The organism is Bradyrhizobium sp. UNPA324, from assembly GCF_006658635.1.
Lineage (GTDB): Bacteria > Pseudomonadota > Alphaproteobacteria > Rhizobiales > Xanthobacteraceae > Bradyrhizobium > Bradyrhizobium nanningense.
This window is the reverse complement of record NZ_LFJD01000004.1, coordinates 2,531,526-2,551,017: the sequence shown is the minus strand read 5'-3', so window position 1 is coordinate 2,551,017 and position 19,492 is coordinate 2,531,526. Positions and strand designations below refer to the sequence as shown.

General features: G+C 64.3%; 21 protein-coding genes, 1 tRNA gene and 1 pseudogene. 5 read left to right on the top strand and 18 right to left on the bottom strand.

From position 1 onward, the window contains the following. Window positions 1-3 precede the first annotated feature (3 nt). The 7 genes and pseudogenes from UNPA324_RS12510 to UNPA324_RS12480 form a co-directional block, all read right to left on the bottom strand. A pseudogene (locus UNPA324_RS12510) lies at window positions 4-678 on the bottom strand (FABP family protein). A 397-nt stretch (window positions 679-1,075) separates the two neighbouring features. After that, window positions 1,076-1,324 carry a hypothetical protein gene (locus UNPA324_RS12505; protein ID WP_141934802.1) on the bottom strand — a complete coding sequence of 83 codons (249 nt, stop codon included), beginning with the start codon at window positions 1,322-1,324 and terminating at the stop codon, window positions 1,076-1,078. 252 nt (window positions 1,325-1,576) lie between these two features. Beyond that, entirely contained in the window at window positions 1,577-4,147 is a 2,571-nt protein-coding gene (locus UNPA324_RS12500) for a bifunctional diguanylate cyclase/phosphodiesterase (RefSeq protein ID WP_141934801.1), read from the bottom strand. 350 nt (window positions 4,148-4,497) lie between these two features. Next, window positions 4,498-5,262 (bottom strand): DUF2182 domain-containing protein, encoded by a 765-nt coding sequence (locus UNPA324_RS12495; protein ID WP_246667166.1) that lies wholly within the window; start codon window positions 5,260-5,262, stop codon window positions 4,498-4,500. Between the two features lie 79 nt (window positions 5,263-5,341). Next, window positions 5,342-5,974: a DUF1326 domain-containing protein gene (locus UNPA324_RS12490; protein ID WP_128919275.1), complete on the bottom strand. Its 633-nt coding sequence runs from the start codon at window positions 5,972-5,974 to the stop codon at window positions 5,342-5,344. Between the two features lie 461 nt (window positions 5,975-6,435). Continuing rightward, entirely contained in the window at window positions 6,436-7,269 is an 834-nt protein-coding gene (locus UNPA324_RS12485; RefSeq protein WP_141934799.1) for a nucleoside phosphorylase, read from the bottom strand. Window positions 7,270-7,290: 21 nt separating this feature from the next. Beyond that, window positions 7,291-7,959: an ArsR/SmtB family transcription factor gene (locus UNPA324_RS12480; RefSeq protein ID WP_141934798.1), complete on the bottom strand. Its 669-nt coding sequence runs from the start codon at window positions 7,957-7,959 to the stop codon at window positions 7,291-7,293. 73 nt (window positions 7,960-8,032) lie between these two features. Between UNPA324_RS12480 and UNPA324_RS12475 the strand changes: the two genes are divergently transcribed. Genes UNPA324_RS12475 through UNPA324_RS12455 form a run of 5 tightly spaced genes read left to right on the top strand, consistent with a single transcriptional unit; the run spans window position 8,033 to window position 12,001 of the window. Next, window positions 8,033-8,773, top strand: a complete 741-nt coding sequence (locus tag UNPA324_RS12475; protein WP_141934797.1) for an MBL fold metallo-hydrolase — start codon at window positions 8,033-8,035, stop codon at window positions 8,771-8,773. Between the two features lie 4 nt (window positions 8,774-8,777). Next, window positions 8,778-10,070, top strand: a complete 1,293-nt coding sequence (locus UNPA324_RS12470) for an MFS transporter (protein ID WP_128919271.1) — start codon at window positions 8,778-8,780, stop codon at window positions 10,068-10,070. A gap of 30 nt (window positions 10,071-10,100) precedes the next feature. Continuing rightward, window positions 10,101-10,463: an SHOCT domain-containing protein gene (locus tag UNPA324_RS12465; RefSeq protein WP_128919270.1), complete on the top strand. Its 363-nt coding sequence runs from the start codon at window positions 10,101-10,103 to the stop codon at window positions 10,461-10,463. 45 nt (window positions 10,464-10,508) lie between these two features. Then, a complete protein-coding gene (locus UNPA324_RS12460; protein WP_141934796.1) occupies window positions 10,509-10,862 on the top strand; it encodes a DsrE/DsrF/TusD sulfur relay family protein in 354 nt (117 codons plus the stop codon). Between the two features lie 17 nt (window positions 10,863-10,879). Then, window positions 10,880-12,001, top strand: coding sequence for a cysteine desulfurase family protein (locus UNPA324_RS12455; RefSeq protein WP_141934795.1), 1,122 nt, complete (start codon window positions 10,880-10,882; stop codon window positions 11,999-12,001). A gap of 125 nt (window positions 12,002-12,126) precedes the next feature. Here the strand turns inward: UNPA324_RS12455 and UNPA324_RS12450 are convergent. The 11 genes from UNPA324_RS12450 to UNPA324_RS12400 all read right to left on the bottom strand — a co-directional run bounded on the left by UNPA324_RS12450 (window position 12,127) and on the right by UNPA324_RS12400 (window position 19,323). After that, a tRNA-Phe gene (locus tag UNPA324_RS12450) sits at window positions 12,127-12,202 on the bottom strand. Window positions 12,203-12,388: 186 nt separating this feature from the next. Further along, window positions 12,389-12,571, bottom strand: coding sequence for a DNA gyrase inhibitor YacG (gene yacG, locus UNPA324_RS12445; protein ID WP_128919267.1), 183 nt, complete (start codon window positions 12,569-12,571; stop codon window positions 12,389-12,391). Window positions 12,572-12,713: 142 nt separating this feature from the next. Next, window positions 12,714-13,343, bottom strand: a complete 630-nt coding sequence (locus tag UNPA324_RS12440; RefSeq protein ID WP_128919266.1) for a Maf-like protein — start codon at window positions 13,341-13,343, stop codon at window positions 12,714-12,716. A gap of 287 nt (window positions 13,344-13,630) precedes the next feature. Further along, the gene (locus UNPA324_RS12435; RefSeq protein ID WP_128919265.1) at window positions 13,631-14,098 is read right to left on the bottom strand and encodes an arsenate-mycothiol transferase ArsC; all 468 of its coding nucleotides are present in this window, start codon (window positions 14,096-14,098) and stop codon (window positions 13,631-13,633) included. Between the two features lie 6 nt (window positions 14,099-14,104). Beyond that, window positions 14,105-14,602 carry a UPF0262 family protein gene (locus UNPA324_RS12430; protein WP_141934794.1) on the bottom strand — a complete coding sequence of 166 codons (498 nt, stop codon included), beginning with the start codon at window positions 14,600-14,602 and terminating at the stop codon, window positions 14,105-14,107. Continuing rightward, complete coding sequence (hisD, locus tag UNPA324_RS12425) at window positions 14,599-15,894, bottom strand: histidinol dehydrogenase (RefSeq protein ID WP_141934793.1); 1,296 nt, start codon at window positions 15,892-15,894, stop codon at window positions 14,599-14,601. Before hisD ends, UNPA324_RS12430 begins: the two co-directional genes overlap by 4 nt. Before the next feature lie 156 nt (window positions 15,895-16,050). Continuing rightward, a complete protein-coding gene (locus tag UNPA324_RS12420; RefSeq protein WP_128919262.1) occupies window positions 16,051-16,500 on the bottom strand; it encodes a DUF2948 family protein in 450 nt (149 codons plus the stop codon). An 82-nt stretch (window positions 16,501-16,582) separates the two neighbouring features. Continuing rightward, window positions 16,583-17,242, bottom strand: a complete 660-nt coding sequence (locus UNPA324_RS12415; RefSeq protein WP_181769375.1) for an NAD-dependent epimerase/dehydratase family protein — start codon at window positions 17,240-17,242, stop codon at window positions 16,583-16,585. A 104-nt stretch (window positions 17,243-17,346) separates the two neighbouring features. Continuing rightward, a complete protein-coding gene (locus tag UNPA324_RS12410; protein ID WP_128919261.1) occupies window positions 17,347-18,171 on the bottom strand; it encodes an alpha/beta fold hydrolase in 825 nt (274 codons plus the stop codon). Window positions 18,172-18,313: 142 nt separating this feature from the next. After that, window positions 18,314-18,823: a hypothetical protein gene (locus UNPA324_RS12405; protein ID WP_128919260.1), complete on the bottom strand. Its 510-nt coding sequence runs from the start codon at window positions 18,821-18,823 to the stop codon at window positions 18,314-18,316. 191 nt (window positions 18,824-19,014) lie between these two features. Beyond that, on the bottom strand, window positions 19,015-19,323 hold the full coding sequence (locus UNPA324_RS12400) for an EthD family reductase (protein ID WP_126260320.1): 309 nt from the start codon (window positions 19,321-19,323) through the stop codon (window positions 19,015-19,017). Window positions 19,324-19,492 lie beyond the last annotated feature (169 nt).

The window sequence follows — 19,492 nt, the reverse complement described above, 5'->3', positions numbered from 1 at the left end:
GCTTCACGCCGCCGGCGCATCGCTCTTCTCATTGCCCTTGGCGCGATCGTTGACGATCACCGCGAGCGGGTTGAGCTTTGGCGGCGCGACCAGCTGCAGCGTGTTGGTGTCGTGATGATTGAACGGCGCGCCGCGCACGAACAACTCGGTCTGGATCAGATAGGTCCAGCTGCCATCGTCGTTGAAGGTGATGTCGCAGCGGTAGGCGTCGGTACGGAACGCCTGTTCCAGAAAATCGGTCGAGCAGATGCCGTAAGCGGTGTCGCCGCGCTTCGCGGTGACGGAAATTGTCTTGTCGTCGGGCCCGGCCTTGCCCGAGGCCAGCAGCACCTGTCCGCGCGGAATCGCCAACGTCTGCATGATCAGCCCGGTCGCGGGCTCCCACAGCCAGTAGCCGACCTGATCGTGGAAGGTGATGTCTTCCTCGGGCGTGTTGATGTGGATGTGATAGCGCAGCCCGTAGAACAGCTGCGGGCCGTTGGCCTACGGATCGATCGGGTCCATGCGGATGCGCTCGATGAAAGTTCGCCGCTCCGGCCCATCCGCCTTCGGATTGATGTCGATGCCCTTGTCCGCCTGCCAAATGCCCGCGAGGCGGCGCAGCGGGCCGAGATTGGCAAGGCCGTCGGGCGAGACGTCCTCAGACTCGGTGAAGATGTCGGCGGGAATGGGAAGCATGGAAGTCCTCGCGGGAAGTTGCGCAGGCAGCCATAGCATGGCGAAGAGAATCTGGCGCGTGCTCAGGCCTCACAATCGCGAATGCACATCGGCGTTGCGCGCGGGGCGATTGTCGGGCTTTTTAGGAAGATCGTGCCTGTGGCCATCCTTCGAGACGCCCGCCGTTGGCGGGCCCTCAGGATGAGGACCGGGTACGAGGCACCATTCTCAGCGAGCACCAATGCCGCTTAGCCTCATGCTGAGGAGACCGCAAAGCGGTCGTCTCGAAGGGCGAGGCGCGCGCTCAGCTCCCACAAAGCGCCATACGCGATCACCCTGCCAGAAGACGGGTGCCGGCATCAAGTCGATCTCGTCAGGCGCGCGAAATCGCTGACGCCGCTATCAACGAGGATCGCCCTCAAGCCGCTTCCGACACCGATTTCGCGCGCTGCTCGAGCACGCCGATCGTGGAGACCAGATTGTCCCGCCGCGCGCGAAGGTTAAGCGCGAGCAGCGGATAGGTCGGCTGCTGCGCATCGAACACGCCGGACTTGGCTTCCTCTTCGAGAATATCGGTATTCAAGAGTCGAACGCGCCACCACAAATCGGCGATCAACGCATCGAGCCGGAGTTCGCCGGCAGTACCAGAACGGGACACTTCTTGCATCGCTTGCCTCAACCTGAAACGGGCCTCTCCACCGAGGCCTGACTTGGGTTAGGACTGAGCAAGCAGGGTGCCAGGATGGCGGGCGCGATCCGGCTCCGGAATCAACCCGCAATGCACGGGCGGTGGAGAGCTGACGTCATGGCCGTCTCTCAGCCCTTGCGAAGGCTCGTCAAGCCCGGCCAACAAGCTGTTGGTGCTCGGGGCGATGCGCGGTCGTTGGCAAGTGCGGCCTCACCCGGGAGCCGGAACGCCTCACGCCACCGCCTGCCGTCGGCGCTGCGGTGCGGGGCCTTGCCATGACAGGTCGGCCAAGGGCACGGGCTTGCTGAAGAGAAAGCCCTGGCCGAGCGGGATACCGAGGGCGCGGAGCCGTCCGACCTGTTCAGAAGCCTCGACGCCCTCGGCAACGATCGAGAGCTTCAGGGTCTTGGCAAGCTGCACGATGGATTTCAGCACCGCGACGGTTTCGCTGCGATCAATCCGGTCGATGAAGGACTTGTCGATCTTGACCTTGTCGAAGGGAAACGCCGTCAGATAGGACAAAGACGAGTAACCGACACCGAAATCGTCGAGCGCAATGGAAACGCCGAGCGCCTTGAGGCGCTGAAGCGTCCTGAGGTTTTCCTGCGTGTCGGCCAGGAACACGCTTTCGGTAATCTCGAGCTCGAGCCTGCTTTGCGCCAGCCCGCTCTGCGCCAACGCGAACCTCACCGTATCGACGAGATCGGTGCCGGCGAACTGCAGGGCGGAGAGATTGACCGCAACCCTGACATCGGTCGGCATGGTCATCGCATCGCGACAGGCCTTGGCCAGCACCTGATTGCCGAGCTCGACGATCAGCCCGCCAGCCTCCGCGACTGCGATGAACTCGGCCGGTGGAATAAAGCCCTTGGTCGCGTGCTGCCAGCGCGCCAGCGCCTCGACCGACTTCACGCGGCCGGTGCCGAGCTCGATCACGGGCTGATAGAACACCTCGATCTCCTCGCGCCAGATCGCCTCACGCAGCTCGATCTCGAGTACGTTGCGCTGATCGGCCTCGGCCTTGAGCTCCGCCGAGTACACGTGGAAGCAGTTTCGGCCGGCGTTCTTCGAGCTGTACAGCGCCAGATCGGCATTGCGAAGAATCTCATCGACGCGCGTGCCGTGCTCGGGGACGAGAGCAAGACCGATGCTGCAGCCGACCACGACGGGATGGCCGTCGATGTGATAAGGCTCGGCGATGGCCGTGACCAGCCGCGCGGCGAGGCTGGCCGCACCGTCCTGCATCGCGGCCCGGCCCGGTGCGACGATCACGGCAAACTCGTCACCGCCAATCCGCGCCGCCGTGTCGGTGTCGCGGATCTGCGCCCTGATCCGATCCGCGACCTGCTTCAGCAACGCATCGCCACATTGGTGACCGAGTGCGTCGTTGACCGACTTGAACTTGTCGAGATCCAGCAGGAGCACGGCGAAGGGAGCTTCCGAGGCGCCGGACTTCGCGAGCGCCTGGTCGATGCGCTCCTTGAATAGATTGCGATTACCAAGTCCGGTCAAGCTGTCGTAATGCGCCAGCCTTTCGATTCGATCCTCGGATGCCTTGCGTTCGGTGATGTCTTCATGGGTGGCGACCCAGCCGCCGCCCTCGCGCCGTCCGTAGGAAATATAGACAACCCGCCCATCCGGAAACTGCACGGTGTTCGAGGTGTGCTCCGACTGGGTGAGCCGTTGCTTCAGATCGGCCAGGTAAGCCTCGACGTCGAGGACGGCGGTCTGTCTCGCAAACACTTCGCGGAAATCCATGCCGATTCGAATCTCCTCGGGCGCGAGGCCGTAAAGCTCGATCCATTGCCGATTGAATGCGATCAGGCGGTCGCGGCCGTCGAACATGCTCAACCCCTGGGGAAGGTTTCTGAGCGCATCTTCGAACTTGCTGGCAAATTCGCGAAGCTCGCGCTGGGCGCGATCGAGCGCCAGTTGGCGCCGCCAGTAGAACAGCATCGCAGTCAGAATGATGAACGTGAGCAGCAGCGCGCCGCCGAGATAGACCCCCTGCCTGGTGTCCGCGCGCGAATAGATCTCGCGCTCCGAGATGCCTACCGTGAAGATGAGCGGAAAGAGCCGCGATCTGCGTGCGGTCACCAGCCTGTCAGGGCGGTTGGGGTGGTTTTCGTTCCAGTATTGGGCGTAGAAGCCGTCCCCCAGCTCGCTTTCGACGCGGTTCGGCGAACGTTGCCCCAACACGGAGTGCGCATCGATGCCGCGCGCGGCGAGCACGACCTGGTCTGCGTTTCTGAGCACCAGCGTTCCGCCGGTGCCGAGCTTTGCGGTGTCGTAGAACCGGCCGACCACCTCGACGCTGATCGAGCCGACGACCACGCCTGCCGGATTCCTTGCGAGGTCGAAGATCCTCCTTGCAAGCTGTATGGTCCATTTGTTGGACGCGCGGCCCAGCACCGGCTTGCCCACATAGAGGCGATCCTCGGACTGCGACATGGTATGAATGAAGTGTTCGCGATCGCCGAGGTAGAGCCGCGGGCCGGAATAGCTCGCCGTCGTATCGATCATGTACCCGTCCAACCCGATCAGGGCGAACTGGACGACGTCACCGGTGGCGATGCGGGCCTTGTCGGACCAGAACTTCAGACTGAAGGTCATCGGATCCTGGGCGTAGAGCGCTCGCACCACCAGCAACGACTGATCCACGCGCTCGAAGATGCGCTCGGTGTTCTCCTCGAACAATTCGGCGACGCTGTTGCCGTGCGACCGCGCCTGCTGGACCGCATCCGTGCGTTCCGATGACGTGATCGCGAAATAGCTGATCCAGATCAGGGGCAGGAAGAACAATGCGATCTGCAGCGGAGCATTCCGCAGGATCGTTCTTCCGGCTCTGCGGACCGATCTTGCCGGAATCACGAAATGCCCCCTCGCCTCGGCCGCCAGGGCAGAACTGCACTCACCGCCAGTAGTGACATCGCCCGTCTCTGCCTCGATTGCCCCGGGGACCGCCGCGGCCGAAAGCGGCGCGCGGGCCGGTTCACGGCCCAAAGCTAGGCGTCACAGCCTTAAGTTTCGGTTCGGGTCGAGGTCAATTCTTTAACTTACGATCTCCGTATGATCACGGAGGTCGGCTGTTCTTCGGTAACCACGCGGTATTGGCATAATGGGAGACGATATCTCGGCTCTGTCCCGGTCTCTCACATCGCGCGCGCAAGGACGATCACGCCGGACAAGACGAGGGCTGCGCCTGCCGCATGACTCAATCCTCGGCCGAACGGCAGCAGTTTCTCAGCGGCGACATAGAGCGCGATGCCGATGATCCAGGTCAGATTCATCACGCCGCCGACGAACAGCAACACCATCAGAAACCAGCAGCAGCCGACGCAGTAGCTGCCGTGGCGAAGTCCCATCCGGAATGCTCCGGGCGTGCCGGGCCGCCAGTGCCGACTGAGAAACAACAGGGGGCTCTCGCAGTAGCGCAGGCAGGAATGTTTGAGCGGCGTGAACTGATAAAGCCCTGCGGCAACCAGGATGCCGCCGCCCAGGATCGCGCTGGTGCTTGCCATCGCCATCGACAGCAGCCCGTAGCGTTCGAGCGCCCCTTGCGCCAGGACCGCAGCGAGACTGAACCCGGCCCATGCCACGAGATAGCCGGCGAGAAATATCCAGGCATCGATCGCGGCGCGGGACTCGGTCTCCTGCTTGCGCTTGACGGTCGCATACAACAGAACGGTGGGCGCCGCACTCGGCGCCATCATCGCGATCATCATCACCCACCACATCACGAACAGCAGCGCGGCATAGAGCGGCGTCCACGGCATCGGCGCCATGTCCGGCATGTCCGCCATCATCTCGGTATCCATGCCGGCGCCGCTCGCAAGATAGGCCCAGGCGAGCGTCGCCACTGCGGCGGTCCCGATCGCGACGACCAGCCGATCGCGACGGAGCAGGTGTTCCAGCATCAAGTGCCCCTGCATGGACTTTGTCCGGAATCGCGATGAGGAGCCGACATCGAGATCGCGTCTCGATGTCGGCGCCGCATCAGGCCGCAACCCCCTTGGGCGTCTGCACGACATTGGCGAGCGAGCTGTGCGTGCCCTTGGTCTCGAACGGGATCGCGCCGGTCGAGCGGATGTTGGCGGACGCGACCTCGGCGGCCCTATGCTCGAAACCCTCCGGCATGATCACCTGGATGCGGTGCGGTTGACCCGTCACCGGATTCTTGATCGGCTCGACATCGGTCTCGAGCACGCCCTTGGCCACGAGCTTGGCGACGCGTCCGTCCTTGTCGAAGGAAAACTCGAACGGCGCGAAGACCGGATCGTGGATCTTGGTGACGATCATGCTGACGATCTGGAACAGCGTACCCTCGGCCGAATGTTTGCCGGAAAAGATGTCGAACAGCGCCTGACGCTGCTCCGCCGTGGCGCGCTCGTCGATGATGGGCTGGATTGTCCCGTTGCCCTCATGCAGCGGCCCGGGGAAATCGACCGTGATCGCGAAACAGAGACCGTCGAGCCTGGTCCCCTCGAAATGCCCTTTGGCAATCCGCATGGCGACCAGCCCCTTGCAATAGCCCTGGGTCGGCGGCGCATTGAAATCGCAGGGGCAGCCAAACGCGCAGGTGCAATTCTTCATCCATTCGCCTTCGAGACGCCAGTCCGATGCAGCCATGGCACATCTCCCAATGTGAGCGGGGACGCGGCAGCTGTTTGGCCGAGTTGGTCGGCGTTAGGTCGAAGCAAAGCGAAAAAGCGCGAGCGGGATCGATATCCGATCAGAAGGCCGGCATCGCGCAAAGTCTGGTGGCGAGCTGCCATTACCGTCCAATGGCCAAAGCATATCAGCCTCAGCCGGGCGCGGATAGTAATGCATACGGCAGAGTAGCCGGGGGATTCAGTACGTCCGGGATCAGGGGAATGGTGCCCAGGGAGGGAATCATACGCAATCACCGACAAGACGAACTGCTGTTTGTCCTTAATATGGTGGCCTGAGCCCCCGGAAGGGGCCGCAGTTTTGCTGCGCCGCAAAACCCCTCGATCGCGGAGCTTTTCTTATCGCCGGGGCAAGCTGGCCCGCTGGGAAGCATCTTTATGGCCTGCTGACGCCGCCCCTTGTCCCCCTCCCCTGGCGGTTCAACTTGGCCTAGGAGTAGCTGACCAGCCGCGAGCCGCGGCGGCGACGACCGCAAGCGTCGCTTTCGCGCCGTCAGCCTCGCCCTTCTCGAAGTCGCCTTCCGTCTGCGCCATCGCATTCGTGACGTGCGCAAAACAGACGACCGGACTGCCGCTCGTCGCGCTGAAGGCATAGAGAGCGGCGGCCTCCATCTCGACGGCGAGCGCGCCCAGATCCCGCGCTCGCGAGATGGCGGCCTCGGTCTCGCGATAGGGAGCATCGGTCGTCCACGTTGCGCCCCGATGCATCGTGATGCCCGGCAGAGCCCGCCCGGCCTGCTCGACATTCGTGAGCAGCGGCGCGTCGGGTGCTTCGGCGAAGGTCGAGCCCGGCAGGTAATGATAGCTCGTCCCCTCGTCGCGCAGCGCGCGGTCGATGAGCACGAAGTACGGCGTCGGCCCGATCGGAGTGATTTGTCCGGCTGACGTGACGCTGACGAGCAGCCGGCAGCCGGATGCGAAAAGTTGCTCGGCGACCAGCACGGCGAACGGCGCGCCCACGGCGCAGCCGACGATCCCAACCTCGCCCATGCCGTCGAGATCGAAGGCAAGAAGCTCCGTGTGATAACAGGCCCAGCCTTCATGGACACGGCCGGCACCGGTCCGCTTGAGGTGACGGACGACGTCACCGTCCGGATCGAGGACGCAAATCTCGGGGACAGTGACGAGCGGCAATTGCCTCTGCCGGCGCGCCTCCCTCAACAGCGCTTCGGGCCGAAAGACCGAGGGCGCGTTGTGGTCCTTGAGGCCGATAATCGGCCACGCGGCTTCTGCGCGATGAGGCTTGTCGTCCATGATGCACCTGATCGGCTTGTCTCAAGCGAGGGATTCGACGGGCAAGCCGGCAGCTTTCCACTCTGGATAACCGTCCTCGAGCCGGCGGACGCGATAGCCCCTAACCCTTAGCGCCGCGACGGCTTCGAATGAAAGGACGCAATAAGGGCCGCGGCAGTAGGCGATCACCTCGCGGCCCTTCGAAAGTTCGCCGAGGCGTCGTTCCAACTCGGCAAGCGGGATGTTGAGTGCGCCCGGCAGATGACCAAGAGCGAATTCGTCTTCGGGTCGGACATCCAGCACCGTAACCAGATCGTCGTGCAATCTTGCGACCAGATCATCGCGCGAGACCGGTTCGAGCGCGTCGCGGGCGTGGAAATAGTCGGTCACAACGCGGCCGATCTCGGCGATATTCCGCTCGCCGACGCGACCCAGCGCCTTGGTCAGCGCGACCACCTCGGCTTCGCCGGCGAGGCGATAGAGAACGTGTTTACCGCGACGCTCCGTCTCGACGAGACGCGCGCGCCTGAGGATCTGCAGATGCCGAGATGTGTTGGCGAACGTCAGATGCGCGCGGGCCGACAGCTCCTCGACGCTGCGCACCCCCTGGGCGAGGTGCTCCAACAGCTCAAGCCGATGCGCATGGCCCAACGCCTGCGCCACCTCGGCGAGGTTCTCATAGATCGCGTGTTTCGGTCCGGCACTTGACACGGTAGCTCCTGAATATATCATTCAGCAGATTGATTGAACGTATCTAGCCGCCCTTTGAGAGGAGTGCAAGTCCATGATCCTCCGCCAGTTCTTGCATAGCGATCCCGTCGGCATCTCCTACCTCTTCGGATGCGGCGGCAAGGCGGCCGGCGCGGTCGTCGATCCCGTCGGCGATATCCAGCCCTATCTTCAGGCTGCCGACAATGCCGGCATGCGCATTCATTTCGTCGTCGATACGCATATTCATGCCGACCACCTCTCGGCAGGCCGGGCGCTAGCCGACGCAGCAGGGTCGTCCTACGTGCTCTCGTCGAACGCGCGTGTGTCGTTTCCGTTCAAGGGGGTTGGCGACGGCGATGTCCTTCCGCTTGGCAACGTCACGGCAACGGTTCTCCACACGCCGGGTCACACACCTGAGCACATCTGCATTCTGGTGACGGACCGGACGCGCGTCGACGAGCCCTGGTTCGTCTTCACCGGCCATACTCTAATGGTCGGCGATCTCGGCCGTACCGAGCTCGCCGTCAGCGCCGAAGAAGGCGCAAAACAACTGTTTCGGAGCGTGAGCAAGCTGAAAGGCCTGCCGGACTACGTGGAGGTCCTGCCCGGCGCCTATGCGGGTTCTGTCTGTGGCCGCCGGCTGAGCGGGAAACCATGGTCGACCATCGGCTTCGAGAAGCGACACAATCAGGCGTTCGCGATCGAGAATGAAGCCGAGTTTGTTCGGTTCATGGTCGCCGAGATTCCGCCGGCTCCGCCGGAAGCCGCGAAGATCAGAGCCGCCAATTCAGGCGTCACGGCCGCTGCGGCCTGATGTCATGAGCGAAGCGCTAACCGTCCCGCAAGGACCGCCTTCGGTCAGGTTGGGGCTGAAGGAAAACTGGCCGCAGTTCGCTTTGCTTGTCCTGATCAACGCTTTCGTCGGCGGGATGGTCGGGATCGAGCGAACCGTCGTGCCGCTGATCGGCGCCGAGGAGTTTAAGGTCGGCTCGACGACGCTCGTCGTCTCCTTCATCGTCAGCTTCGGCGTCGTGAAGGCGTGCGCCAACCTGATCTCCGGCCAGTTCGCCGACAAGTGGGGGCGCAAGCGGGTTCTGGTCCTCGGCTGGCTGGTCGGGCTGCCGGTGCCCTTCATAATCATCTGGGCTCCGAGCTGGGAATGGGTGATCGCCGCCAATGCCCTTCTCGGGATCAATCAGGGTCTTGCCTGGTCGATGACCGTGATCATGAAGATCGATCTCGTCGGACCGAAATCGCGCGGCCTTGCCGTCGGTCTGAATGAGTTCGCCGGCTACCTCGCGGTCGGCGTGACCGCCTACCTCACGGGATATCTTGCGTCGGAGTACGGGCTGCGGCCGGCACCGATCTACCTTGGTGTCGCCTATGCCGTCCTCGGCGCCGCGCTCTCGATCCTTTTGGTGCGCGATACGCGCGAGCACGTCCGGCTGGAGACGGCGGCGCATGTGCGTCAAGCGTCGCCGATCAGCTTCCGGGAGATCTTCGTCCTCACGTCGTTCAGGGATCGGAACCTGTTCGCCGCATCGCAGGCCGGGCTGGTGAACAACCTCAACGACGGTATGAGCTGGGGCATCTTCCCGTTGTTCTTCGCTTCCTTCGGTCTGGCGATCGACCGGATCGGCATACTGAAGGCCGTCTATCCAGCGACCTGGGGCATCCTCCAGGTCGCCACAGGTCCTCTGTCCGACCGCTGGGGCCGCAAGGGCCTGATCGTCGCCGGCATGTGGGTCCAGGCCGCGGGCTTGTTCCTGACGGGGGCGACGACTCATTTCGAGTGGTGGCTCGTCGGCAGCCTGCTGCTCGGACTTGGCACGGCCATGGTGTACCCGAGCTTGATCGCCGCCGTGTCCGACGCCTCGCACCCAAGCTGGCGCGCACGCTCGCTCAGCGTCTACCGCTTCTGGCGCGATCTCGGCTACGCGATCGGGGCGCTGTCGGCCGGCCTCATCGCGGACAGATTCGGACTTTCAGCGGCGATCGCTTCGATCGCCGCCCTGACGTTCCTTTCCGGCGCTGTCGTGGCGGTGTTCATGCGGGAGCGAGCGGCGGGTTCGGTTGACCTCGCGCAACAAGCGAGCCGACCGGCGGAGTAGGCTGATTTTCTTCGATGATGGAGCAAGCCGATGCAGAAAGTCTTGATCCAGACGGTCGCCGCTCTCTCCCTCCTGCCCAGCGCAGTATGGGCGCAGGCGCAAGCGCCATCAGATACCGAACGCTACTACGGCTGGGGTCCGCACATGATGGGTTGGGGCGGAGGATGGTATCCCATGATCTTCGGTCCGTTGTTCATGATCCTGTTTCTCGCGGTCCTGGTTGCCCTTGCAGTCGCCCTCGTTCGCTGGCTGGGCGGGCCATGGCCAGGAACATATCCGCCGCATCAATTGCCGCCGGCCCGCACACCGCTCGATATCCTCAAGGAGCGCTTTGCGCGCGGCGAAATCGACAAGGCGGAATTCGAGGACCGGCGGCGCGTCCTCGGCGAGTGACTCGGCGCGCCGTCTCAGGCTCGCCTGGTTGGAAAGGAAACAACCGTGCAGATTCTGCTGATACTGAACGATCCGCCCTATAGCAGCGAGCGGACCTATAATGGCTTGCGCATCGCACTCGCTCTCGCCAAGAGCGATCCCGCGGTCTCCGTGACGGTATTCTTGATGGCCGACGCGGTCGTGGCCGCGAAGTCCGGCCAGAAGACGCCGGACGGCTATTACAATGTGGAGCGCATGCTGAAGGGCGTTCTCGCGGGCAAAGGACAAGTCCTGCTTTGCGGCACCTGCATGGATGCCCGCGGGCTCACTGATGCCGAGATACTCAGTGGCGCCAGACGCAGCACCATGGCCGAACTCGCGACCCTCACCGCTTCCGCGGAGAAGGTGTTGGTGTTTTGAACCACCCAGGAGCTGGTATGCCGCCGATTTATTTCGACTACAACGCGAGCACGCCCGTCGATCCCGCAGTCGCGGCGGCGATGCACCCCTTCCTGAAGGAGGCCTTCGGCAACCCATCGAGCGGGCATTGGGCGAGCACGCCGGCCAAGGCCGCCTTGGAGCGCGCCCGCGGCCAAGTCGCCGCGCTGATCGGCGCCGCGCCCGATGAGATCGTGTTCACCAGCGGCGGCAGCGAAGCAAACAATCTAGCGATCAAAGGCACGTTCTTCGCGCCGAACCGCCAAGGGGCGCACATCATCACGTCGGCAATCGAGCATCCGGCTGTTCTTGCTCCCTGCCGGTTTCTCGAACGGCTCGGCGGCTCGGTCACTTACCTCCCGGTGGACCGGACGGGCCGGATCGATCCGGAGGACGTGCGCCGCGCCATCACTCCGCAGACGGTCCTGATCAGCATCATGCACGCTAACAACGAGGTCGGCACCATCCAGCCGATCCGGGAAATCGCTGCGATCGCGCGGGAGCATGGAATCCGCTTTCACACGGATGCAGCACAGTCGGTTGGAAAACTCGCGACCAAGGTCAACGAGCTCGGCGTGGATCTGTTGTCGATCGCCGGTCACAAGCTCTACGCCCCGAAAGGTGTCGGCGCGCTCTATGTCCGAAGCCGAGTCGAACTGGAGCCCCTGATCCACGGCGCCGGCCATGAGCTAGGCCGGCGCGCCGGCACCGAAAGTGCGCTGCTCGCGGTTGGTCTTGGGGCTGCCAGCGTGTTAGCGCAGGATCTGAAGCCGATGGAGCGCGTCCAAGCTTTGTGCGATCGCTTCTGGCGGACGCTGCAAGATCGATTTGGCGATGGTGTCGCGCTTAATGGCCACATCACGCATCGTTTGCCCAACACTCTCAACGTATCGTTCGTCGGCAAGATCGGCGCGGAGATACTGGGACAGCTGCGCGGCGTCGCTGCATCGACGGGTTCGGCGTGCCACTCGGGACGGATCAAGCTCTCGCCCGTTCTCGCCGCGATGGGCGTGCCCGACAGGATCGGTATGGGAGCGATCCGTTTCAGCTTGGGAAGGACCACCACATCGGACGAGATCGATGATGTGGTCGCACGTCTAGCCGGGGTCGCATCGGCCTGATCGCTTGGGTGCAGCAGATCAGTTACCGGTCTAAGCGGCGTTTCTCCGCCAACAGGAGGACGGGCTCGTTCGCGCAATCGCTCGCGGCGTACCGGGTCGTGCTCCAGCGTGGAAAAGCGTAGTTTTGGTGCCCAGGGGCGGAATCGAACCACCGACACTGCGATTTTCAGTCGCATGCTCTACCAACTGAGCTACCTGGGCGTGCTCCAAGAGAGGGGCCAAAGCCCATCGAGCGGGCGGGTTATAGTGGGCCGGAAGCGGCCTGTCCACCCGGCTTCGCCAAGAGGCTTCGCCGGGCACGGCCCAGCTGTGCACAAGGCGGGACGGGCTTGACGCGGCTGGTGCGCGGCGCGCCGCCATGTCGATCAAATCATTGATATTGTTTGACTATTCAACGCCGTCCACGTCGTCATCGCGGCCTGGGATGACATAGGAGCCTTTCAGCCAGCGGTTCAAATCGACGTCGCGGCAGCGCGAGGAGCAGAACGGGCGGGTGGCTGCCGATTGCGGCTTGCCGCAGATCGGGCAGGTTCTGAGCGGGCTGGCGGGCTTTTTGATCTGGTCGTCCATGATGTCGGCAGCTTGCACGGGGTGAAAGGGTTCAAGAGCCTGTCGGCAAACGGGTTCCGCACCCGACGGCGGATGCGCCTCGTCAGGCCATTCTACTGTGCATGGGGTTGTTTTCGCGATTTTGTTGGACCGGCTTGTCGGCTCACACCGCGGTGGAATTGAGCCAGCCGAAGCGGATCGGAAAGCCCTCGCCGCCGAGCAGTGTGGTGGTCTCGTAGAGCGGCAGGCCGACGACGTTGGTGTAGGACCCCACCATCTTCACCACGAAGGAGCCGGCGATGCCCTGCACGGCGTAGCCGCCGGCTTTGCCGCGCCATTCGCCGGAGCCGATATAGGCCTGGATGTCGTCTTCCGAGAGGCGCTTGAAACGGACGCGGGTCTCGACCAGCCGCTGGCGGAAGGCTTCGCGCGGGGTGACGAGGCAGATCGCGGTGTAGACGCGGTGGTTGCGGCCCGACAGCAGGCGCAGGCACTGCGCCGCTTCGTCGACCAGATTCGCCTTGGGCAGGATGCGGCGGCCGACCGCGACCACCGTGTCGGCCGAGAGGATGAAGGCGCCGCGCAGCTCGTCGTCGAGCTGCACCGATTTCAGCGCCGCATCGGCCTTGGCCCGCGCGAGCCGATTGGCGCAGGCGCGCGGCAGCTCGCCGCGCCTCGGCGTCTCGTCGACGTCGGCCGGCCGGAGCGCGTCCGGCTCGATGCCGGCCTGGTTGAGCAGCGACAGGCGCCGCGGCGAACCGGAGGCAAGTACGAATTTGGGGCGGCCAAGCATCAGGTGATTTGGGGGATGAAGCGGGGGTGAATTGCGCGCGGAACCTATCGGAAGGGGGCTGATTTCACAACCCGGGAACCCGAGGTTTGGTGATTCGAGGCCTCCCCCACCACGCATGTGCCCGCGGTTTGTAACGCGGGTGTTACGGGAGGTCTCGTGTCCCGGACGCGGCGCGGCATGAAATGCCGCGACGCTGAGCCGGGACCCAAGGCCTGGCACATGCGGTGAGATGGGCCCCGGCTCTGCAGCGCATCGTTGCACGCTGCGCCGCGTCCGGGGCACGCGTGCTACCCGCTCGCCGCGCCCGCCTTGGCGAAGCGCCGGCGGATGCGCATCAACAGCTGGTCGCAGACGTCGCGGTACGCGGCGAGCTTCTGGTCGCGGCTGCCCTCGCTGGTGGTGGGATCCTGCGTCGGCCAGTATTCGACGTCGGCCGCGAGTGTCCGCGTCAGCTCCAGCGCCTTGTGGTGCGCCTCCGGCGAGAGCGTGATGATGAGGTCGAAATTCAGCCCCTCCCAGTCCTCCAACTCCTCGAAGGTCTGCGGCTTGTGGGTGGAGATGTCCTGGCCAAGCTCGGCCATCACGGCAACGGCGAACGGATCGAGCTCGCCTTTTCTGGTGCCCGCGGATTTGACGTAGAGGCCCTGCGGAAACATGTGCTGCAGCAGGCTCTCGGCCATCGGCGAGCGCACGCTGTTCATCGCACAGGCGAACAGCACCGATTGCGGATCGCGTGCGCGTGGGGGCGCAGCCATCCGCGTTTAACCCTTCCAATGCAGTACGGTAATGAGCGTGAACAGCCGGCGCGAGGTCTCGAAATCGACCCGCACTTTGCCCTTCAGCCGCTCCTGCAGCGTGCGCGATCCCTCGTCGTGGATGCCGCGGCGGCCCATGTCGATGGCCTCGATCTTGTCGGGAGTCGCGGTGCGGATCGCCTGGTAGTAGCTGTCGCAGATCATGAAATAGTCCTTCACGATCCGCCGGAACGGCGTCAGCGACAACAGATGCGCGACGACGGGCGTGCCGTCCTCGCAGCGGATGTCGAACATCAGCCGGTTGCCGGTGATGCCGATATGCAGCGTGAACGGGCCCTTCCCCTCGGCGCCCTCGGGCGCGAACAAATTCTGCTCGATCAAGTCGTAGATCGCGATCGCACGCTCGTGCTCGATGTCTGGCCCGGAACGGCCGATCGAGTCTTCGTCGAGCGTCACGCCGACGATGCGATTGCTGGAGTCGTCCTGTTCGGGCGGCTTTGTCATGACAGATTGAGGCGCAATCCAATCGAGCGCGAATGGGCGTCCAGCCCCTCCGCCTTGCCGAGCGTCATCGCGGCCGGACCCAGTGCACGGAGCTGATCCGGGCCGCATTTCAGGATCGAGGTGCGCTTCATGAAGTCGTGCACCGACAGGCCTGAGGAGAATCGCGCCGAGCGCGCCGTCGGCAGCACGTGGTTGGAGCCGCCGACGTAATCGCCGATCGCCTCGGGCGTATGCGGCCCGAGGAACACCGCGCCGGCATTGCGGATCCTCGCGGCGAGGGCATCGGGATCGGCAGTCATGATCTCGAGATGCTCGGCAGCGATCGCGTCGGCGAGCGGAATGGCGTCGCCCAGGTTCTTCACCATGATGATTGCGCCGAAATCAATCCAGGACGCGCTGGCGATCGCGGCGCGCGGCAGCGTCTTCAATTGCGCCTCGACCGCCTTTTCGACGTCGGCGGCAAGGCGCGCCGAGTCGGTGATCAGGATCGACTGCGCACTGGCATCATGCTCGGCCTGCGCCAAGAGGTCAGCGGCGATCCAGTCGGCATTGCCGGTGTCATCGGCAATGACGAGCACTTCGGACGGGCCGGCGATCATGTCGATGCCGACCTTGCCGAACACCAGACGCTTTGCGGCGGCGACATAGGCATTGCCGGGGCCGACGATCTTCGCGACCGGCGCGATGGTCGCGGTGCCGTGCGCCAGCGCGGCCACGGCCTGCGCCCCGCCGACGCGGTAGATCTCCGTGACGCCGCCGAGATGCGCGGCCGCCAGCACCAGCGGATTGAGCTTGCCGTCGGGCGAAGGCACCACCATCACGAGGCGCGAGACGCCGGCGACCCTTGCGGGCACTGCGTTCATCAGCACCGAGGACGGATAGGCCGCGGTGCCGCCGGGCACGTAGAGGCCGGCCGATTCGATTGCGGTGTAGCGCCAGCCGAGCTCGACGCCGAGCGCGTCGGTGAAGCGCTCGTCCTGCGGCATTTGCCGCCGGTGATAGGTCTCGATGCGGTCGCGCGCGAGCTTGAGCGCATCCAGCGTCGCGGCATCGCAGGCCTTCGTGGCGGCCTCGATCTCCGCGGCGGTGACGCGCAGCGCGGATGCATCCAGCCTCAGGCGATCGAACTTTGCGGTGGCCTCGAGCAGGGCCGCGTCGCCGCGCTTGGCCACATCGTCGACGATGGCGCGCGCGGCGGCCTCGACGTCGGCCGAGACCTCCCGTTTGGCGGCGAGGAAGGCCGCGAATCGCTGGTCAAAGTCGGCGCTGCTGCGGTCGAGGCGAACGGACATGTCTGGCTTGGCTTCTGGCTGGTCTTTGGGGCGGATTGGCGCACCAGGTCCCCTGCTCAATGGCGCGGCGGGGAAGCGGCGTCAACCCTTGCGGCCGAGCCGCTGCCGCCTGGCACCGTCCCTGGAGACGGCAGGGAGGCGTGGTTGGCATGCCACTCAGCCGTCCCCCTCGATCTCCACCCCCGTTCCCAGCGCATCCGCCCCGAGATCGGTCAGCTCGCATTCCAGGCATTCGACGTCGAGCCGGATGGCGCCACCTTGGGCGAACAAAAGCAGGGCGCTGCCGGCAGGCTCCTCTTCGCGCCCGTCCCTCGGGTGAAACTCGATGCCGACGAGATCCAGGACCTTGTCGGGTGCAGCCAAGTCGATGTTGCGCGACTTGCAGGCGAGCACGCGGTCGAAGCGGAGCGCGGCGACCAGCCGGCGCGGCTCGGCCTCGCCCTCCAGCGTCTGCTCCCAGTCCAGCCGGCTCATTCCGACCACCAGCCGCTTCTCGCTTTGTCGCCAGATGATGTCGGAGGCCTGGACACGGGCGTCCTGGACATGGGTCGAGATCACAGCGAGATCGTCGGCGTCGAGTGCGATCAGTTTGAGCTGGGGCGACATCGCCGACGCTTCTCCCTGGGAGTGGACCGGGCTCAACGCCTACAGGCCCTGAAATTTCCGCACAACCTAACGGCCCGGCAGGCTAGAGGCTATTGATATCCTCCATCTCCAGCACCCTCCGTGGATACCCTTCCCGGGCGACGCGGATCATGGCCCGGCCGATTTGCTCGGTTGAGGTGACGAGCCGCGGCGAGAGCCGGCGCAGCACCGACCAGAGCGGCCAGGTTGCGGCATAGACCGCCTGCACCCAGGCGGTCTTGGAACGGGCCCCGTGCAAGGGCTGGATTGCACCGGGCCGGAACATGTAGGCGGCCCTGAACGGCAGCTTGAGCAGATCGTTCTCGGTCTTGCCCTTGATCCGCGCCCACATCCGCGATCCCTGCTCGGTGGAGTCGGTGCCGGCGCCAGTGACATAGGTGAAGACCATCTGTGGATTGAGGCGTGCCAGCGTCGTCGCCGCCGCGAGCGTCAGGTCATATGTGAGGTGGCGATAGTGCTCCTCGCTCATGCCGATCGAGGAGACGCCGAGGCAGAAAAAGCAGGCATCGAAGCCGGTCAGCTGCGTTTCGATCGCCGAATAGTCGAGAAAATTGTCGTGGATGATCTCGGCGAGCTTGGCGTGGCGCACGCCGGTCTGGCTGCGGCCGACGACGAGCACTCGGTCGACACCGGCATCGACCAGGCATTCGCGCAATACACCCTGCCCGACCATGCCGGTCGCGCCGAAGATGATGACTTGCATCGGGATGTCCCCAATGGCGTCGCAGCTCATGCGGCGACCGCCCTGTCGAAGGATACACCGGTCGGCGTCTCCGTGCGATCAGGGCGATCTCGAGGTGAGGCGCCTCACTCCCTGAAGAACGCCAGCAGATCGGCGTTGATGGTGTCGGCGTGCGTGGTCGGCATGCCGTGCGGGAAACCCTTGTAGGTCTTCAGGATACCCTTCTTCAGCAGCTTGGCCGAGAGCGGCGCGGAATCGGCGTAAGGCACGATCTGGTCGTCGTCGCCGTGCATCACCAGCACGGGCACGTTGATCTTCTTCAGGTCTTCGGTGAAGTCGGTCTGCGAGAACGCGACGATGCCGTCGTAATGCGCTTTCGCGCCGCCCATCATGCCCTGGCGCCACCAGTTCTGGATCACGGCTTCCGACGGCTTTGCGCCGGCACGGTTGTAGCCATAGAACGGACCTGCGGCGATGTCGCGGTAAAACGCCGAGCGGCCGGCGGCAAGTTGCTTCTGAAAATCGTCGAACACGCTCTTCGGCAGGCCGCCGGGATTGGCCGCGGTCTGCATCATCAACGGCGGCACCGCCGAGAGGATCGCGGCCTTCGCCACCCGGCTCTCGCCGTGGCGCGCGATGTAGTGCACGACCTCGCCGCCACCGGTGGAATGGCCGACATGGAGGGCGTTCTTGAGGTCGAGATGCGCCGTGACCGCCGCCAGATCGTCGGCATAGTGATCCATGTCGTGGCCGTCGGCGACCTGTGCCGAGCGGCCGTGGCCGCGGCGGTCATGGGCGACGACGCGGTAGCCGCGCGTCACGAAGTACATCATCTGCGCGTCCCAATCGTCCGACGACAGCGGCCAGCCGTGGCTGAACACGATCGGCTGGCCACTGCCCCAGTCCTTGTAGAAGATCTCGACGCCGTCTTTGGTGGTGATGGTGGGCATTGTAGGGCTCCTTTGAATGGAACGTCATTGCCGGCCGCGCAAAGCGCGAACCGGAATCTGGAGATTATTCGATCGAGATTCCGGGTTCATCGCTGCGCGATGCCCCGGAATGACGGTGAATGCGTCGCGTGTTCGCGATCGTTCAGGCAAACGCCATCGGCTTGAAGCGGCGCCAGGCGCCGACGGTGAGCACGACGAAGAACACCAGCACGATGCCCTGCACCACCGCGAACACGGGACCCGACGGCGGCGCCGGCGCCACGGCAGGTGCGAGCGCGGCGAGCGCCGGCACCTTGAGGAACGACTGGATCACCAGCACGAAGACGTTGAAATAGAGCGAGATCATCGCGGTCACGACGTAGACCGGACGCCAGACGCCGGTGAGCTTCATGCCGTACAGCGCGACGCAGGCGACCGCGAGCAGCAGCAGCGAGATGATGCCGATGATGTGCGACGGCAGCAGCTTCTCGAACGGAAACAGGAAGCCGGTGACGCTGGTCAGGATCGTGAACGCTAGGAAGATCGCGGTGAGGCCGGGCATCGACTTCGAGCCGAGCAGGCCGAACATCACGACGAGGCCGGCGGCGATGGCGATCAGGCTGATGATGACGTGGACCATCGTGAAGGCGGGCAGGCTCAAGCCAAGGACCATGACATCTCTCTCCTACTCTCATTGAGATTCACGAGAGTCGTATTACGGTCCTCATGGGATTGCCACCTGCGATGTCGTCACATGCACGTGCGAAGCCATGCGTCATCGTGCGAATCGACAAACGCATGGCTGAATTCTTTGCACCGCTGTCACAAACGACGGCAGTTGCCGACGAAACTTGAATCGACCCTTCACACTTCCTTGGTGTCGAAGATCAGGAGGTCGGCGCCGCCACTGGCGAATTTCGGCACGTCAGCGCCGGTCGCCTTGCCTTCCGGGCTGCCGAAGGCCGCCTGGATGTCGGCCACGCTGTCGAAGGTGAGAATGGCGACAAGATGGATTCCGGAAGGCCCGGTTGGCGATGCGACCGGCCCCTTGCTGACGGCGTACTTCTTCAGGCCGGGAAGTTTCTTGGCGAGCGGAATGTGCGTCTCGGCATAGTACTTGTCGAAGGCGGCAGCATCCTTGGGCGTTTTATAGAGCACGACAACTTCAGCCATTTAGTCCTCCCGTTAAGCGTCTTGTTTGTCAGTCATGGATCCTCATGGTGCGGAGCGTGCGAAGCACGCCTGCGGACGATGCTTGCGGATCGACGCGCGAACCATGAAAGGCCCGGGTCGTCGTTCCGAGCCTCCATCCTTCGAGACGCGCGCTCAGGCGCGCTCCTCT

Coding starts and splice junctions, on each gene's coding strand:
- UNPA324_RS12505 (WP_141934802.1), bottom strand. CDS start 1,324: ATGCAAGAAGTGTCCCGTTCTGGTACTGCCGGCGAACTCCGGCTCGAT.
- UNPA324_RS12495 (WP_246667166.1), bottom strand. CDS start 5,262: ATGCTGGAACACCTGCTCCGTCGCGATCGGCTGGTCGTCGCGATCGGG.
- UNPA324_RS12490 (WP_128919275.1), bottom strand. CDS start 5,974: ATGGCTGCATCGGACTGGCGTCTCGAAGGCGAATGGATGAAGAATTGC.
- UNPA324_RS12485 (WP_141934799.1), bottom strand. CDS start 7,269: ATGGACGACAAGCCTCATCGCGCAGAAGCCGCGTGGCCGATTATCGGC.
- UNPA324_RS12475 (WP_141934797.1), top strand. CDS start 8,033: ATGATCCTCCGCCAGTTCTTGCATAGCGATCCCGTCGGCATCTCCTAC.
- UNPA324_RS12470 (WP_128919271.1), top strand. CDS start 8,778: ATGAGCGAAGCGCTAACCGTCCCGCAAGGACCGCCTTCGGTCAGGTTG.
- UNPA324_RS12465 (WP_128919270.1), top strand. CDS start 10,101: ATGCAGAAAGTCTTGATCCAGACGGTCGCCGCTCTCTCCCTCCTGCCC.
- UNPA324_RS12455 (WP_141934795.1), top strand. CDS start 10,880: ATGCCGCCGATTTATTTCGACTACAACGCGAGCACGCCCGTCGATCCC.
- yacG (WP_128919267.1), bottom strand. CDS start 12,571: ATGGACGACCAGATCAAAAAGCCCGCCAGCCCGCTCAGAACCTGCCCG.
- UNPA324_RS12440 (WP_128919266.1), bottom strand. CDS start 13,343: ATGCTTGGCCGCCCCAAATTCGTACTTGCCTCCGGTTCGCCGCGGCGC.
- UNPA324_RS12435 (WP_128919265.1), bottom strand. CDS start 14,098: ATGGCTGCGCCCCCACGCGCACGCGATCCGCAATCGGTGCTGTTCGCC.
- UNPA324_RS12430 (WP_141934794.1), bottom strand. CDS start 14,602: ATGACAAAGCCGCCCGAACAGGACGACTCCAGCAATCGCATCGTCGGC.
- hisD (WP_141934793.1), bottom strand. CDS start 15,894: ATGTCCGTTCGCCTCGACCGCAGCAGCGCCGACTTTGACCAGCGATTC.
- UNPA324_RS12420 (WP_128919262.1), bottom strand. CDS start 16,500: ATGTCGCCCCAGCTCAAACTGATCGCACTCGACGCCGACGATCTCGCT.
- UNPA324_RS12415 (WP_181769375.1), bottom strand. CDS start 17,242: ATGCAAGTCATCATCTTCGGCGCGACCGGCATGGTCGGGCAGGGTGTA.
- UNPA324_RS12410 (WP_128919261.1), bottom strand. CDS start 18,171: ATGCCCACCATCACCACCAAAGACGGCGTCGAGATCTTCTACAAGGAC.
- UNPA324_RS12405 (WP_128919260.1), bottom strand. CDS start 18,823: ATGGTCCTTGGCTTGAGCCTGCCCGCCTTCACGATGGTCCACGTCATC.
- UNPA324_RS12400 (WP_126260320.1), bottom strand. CDS start 19,323: ATGGCTGAAGTTGTCGTGCTCTATAAAACGCCCAAGGATGCTGCCGCC.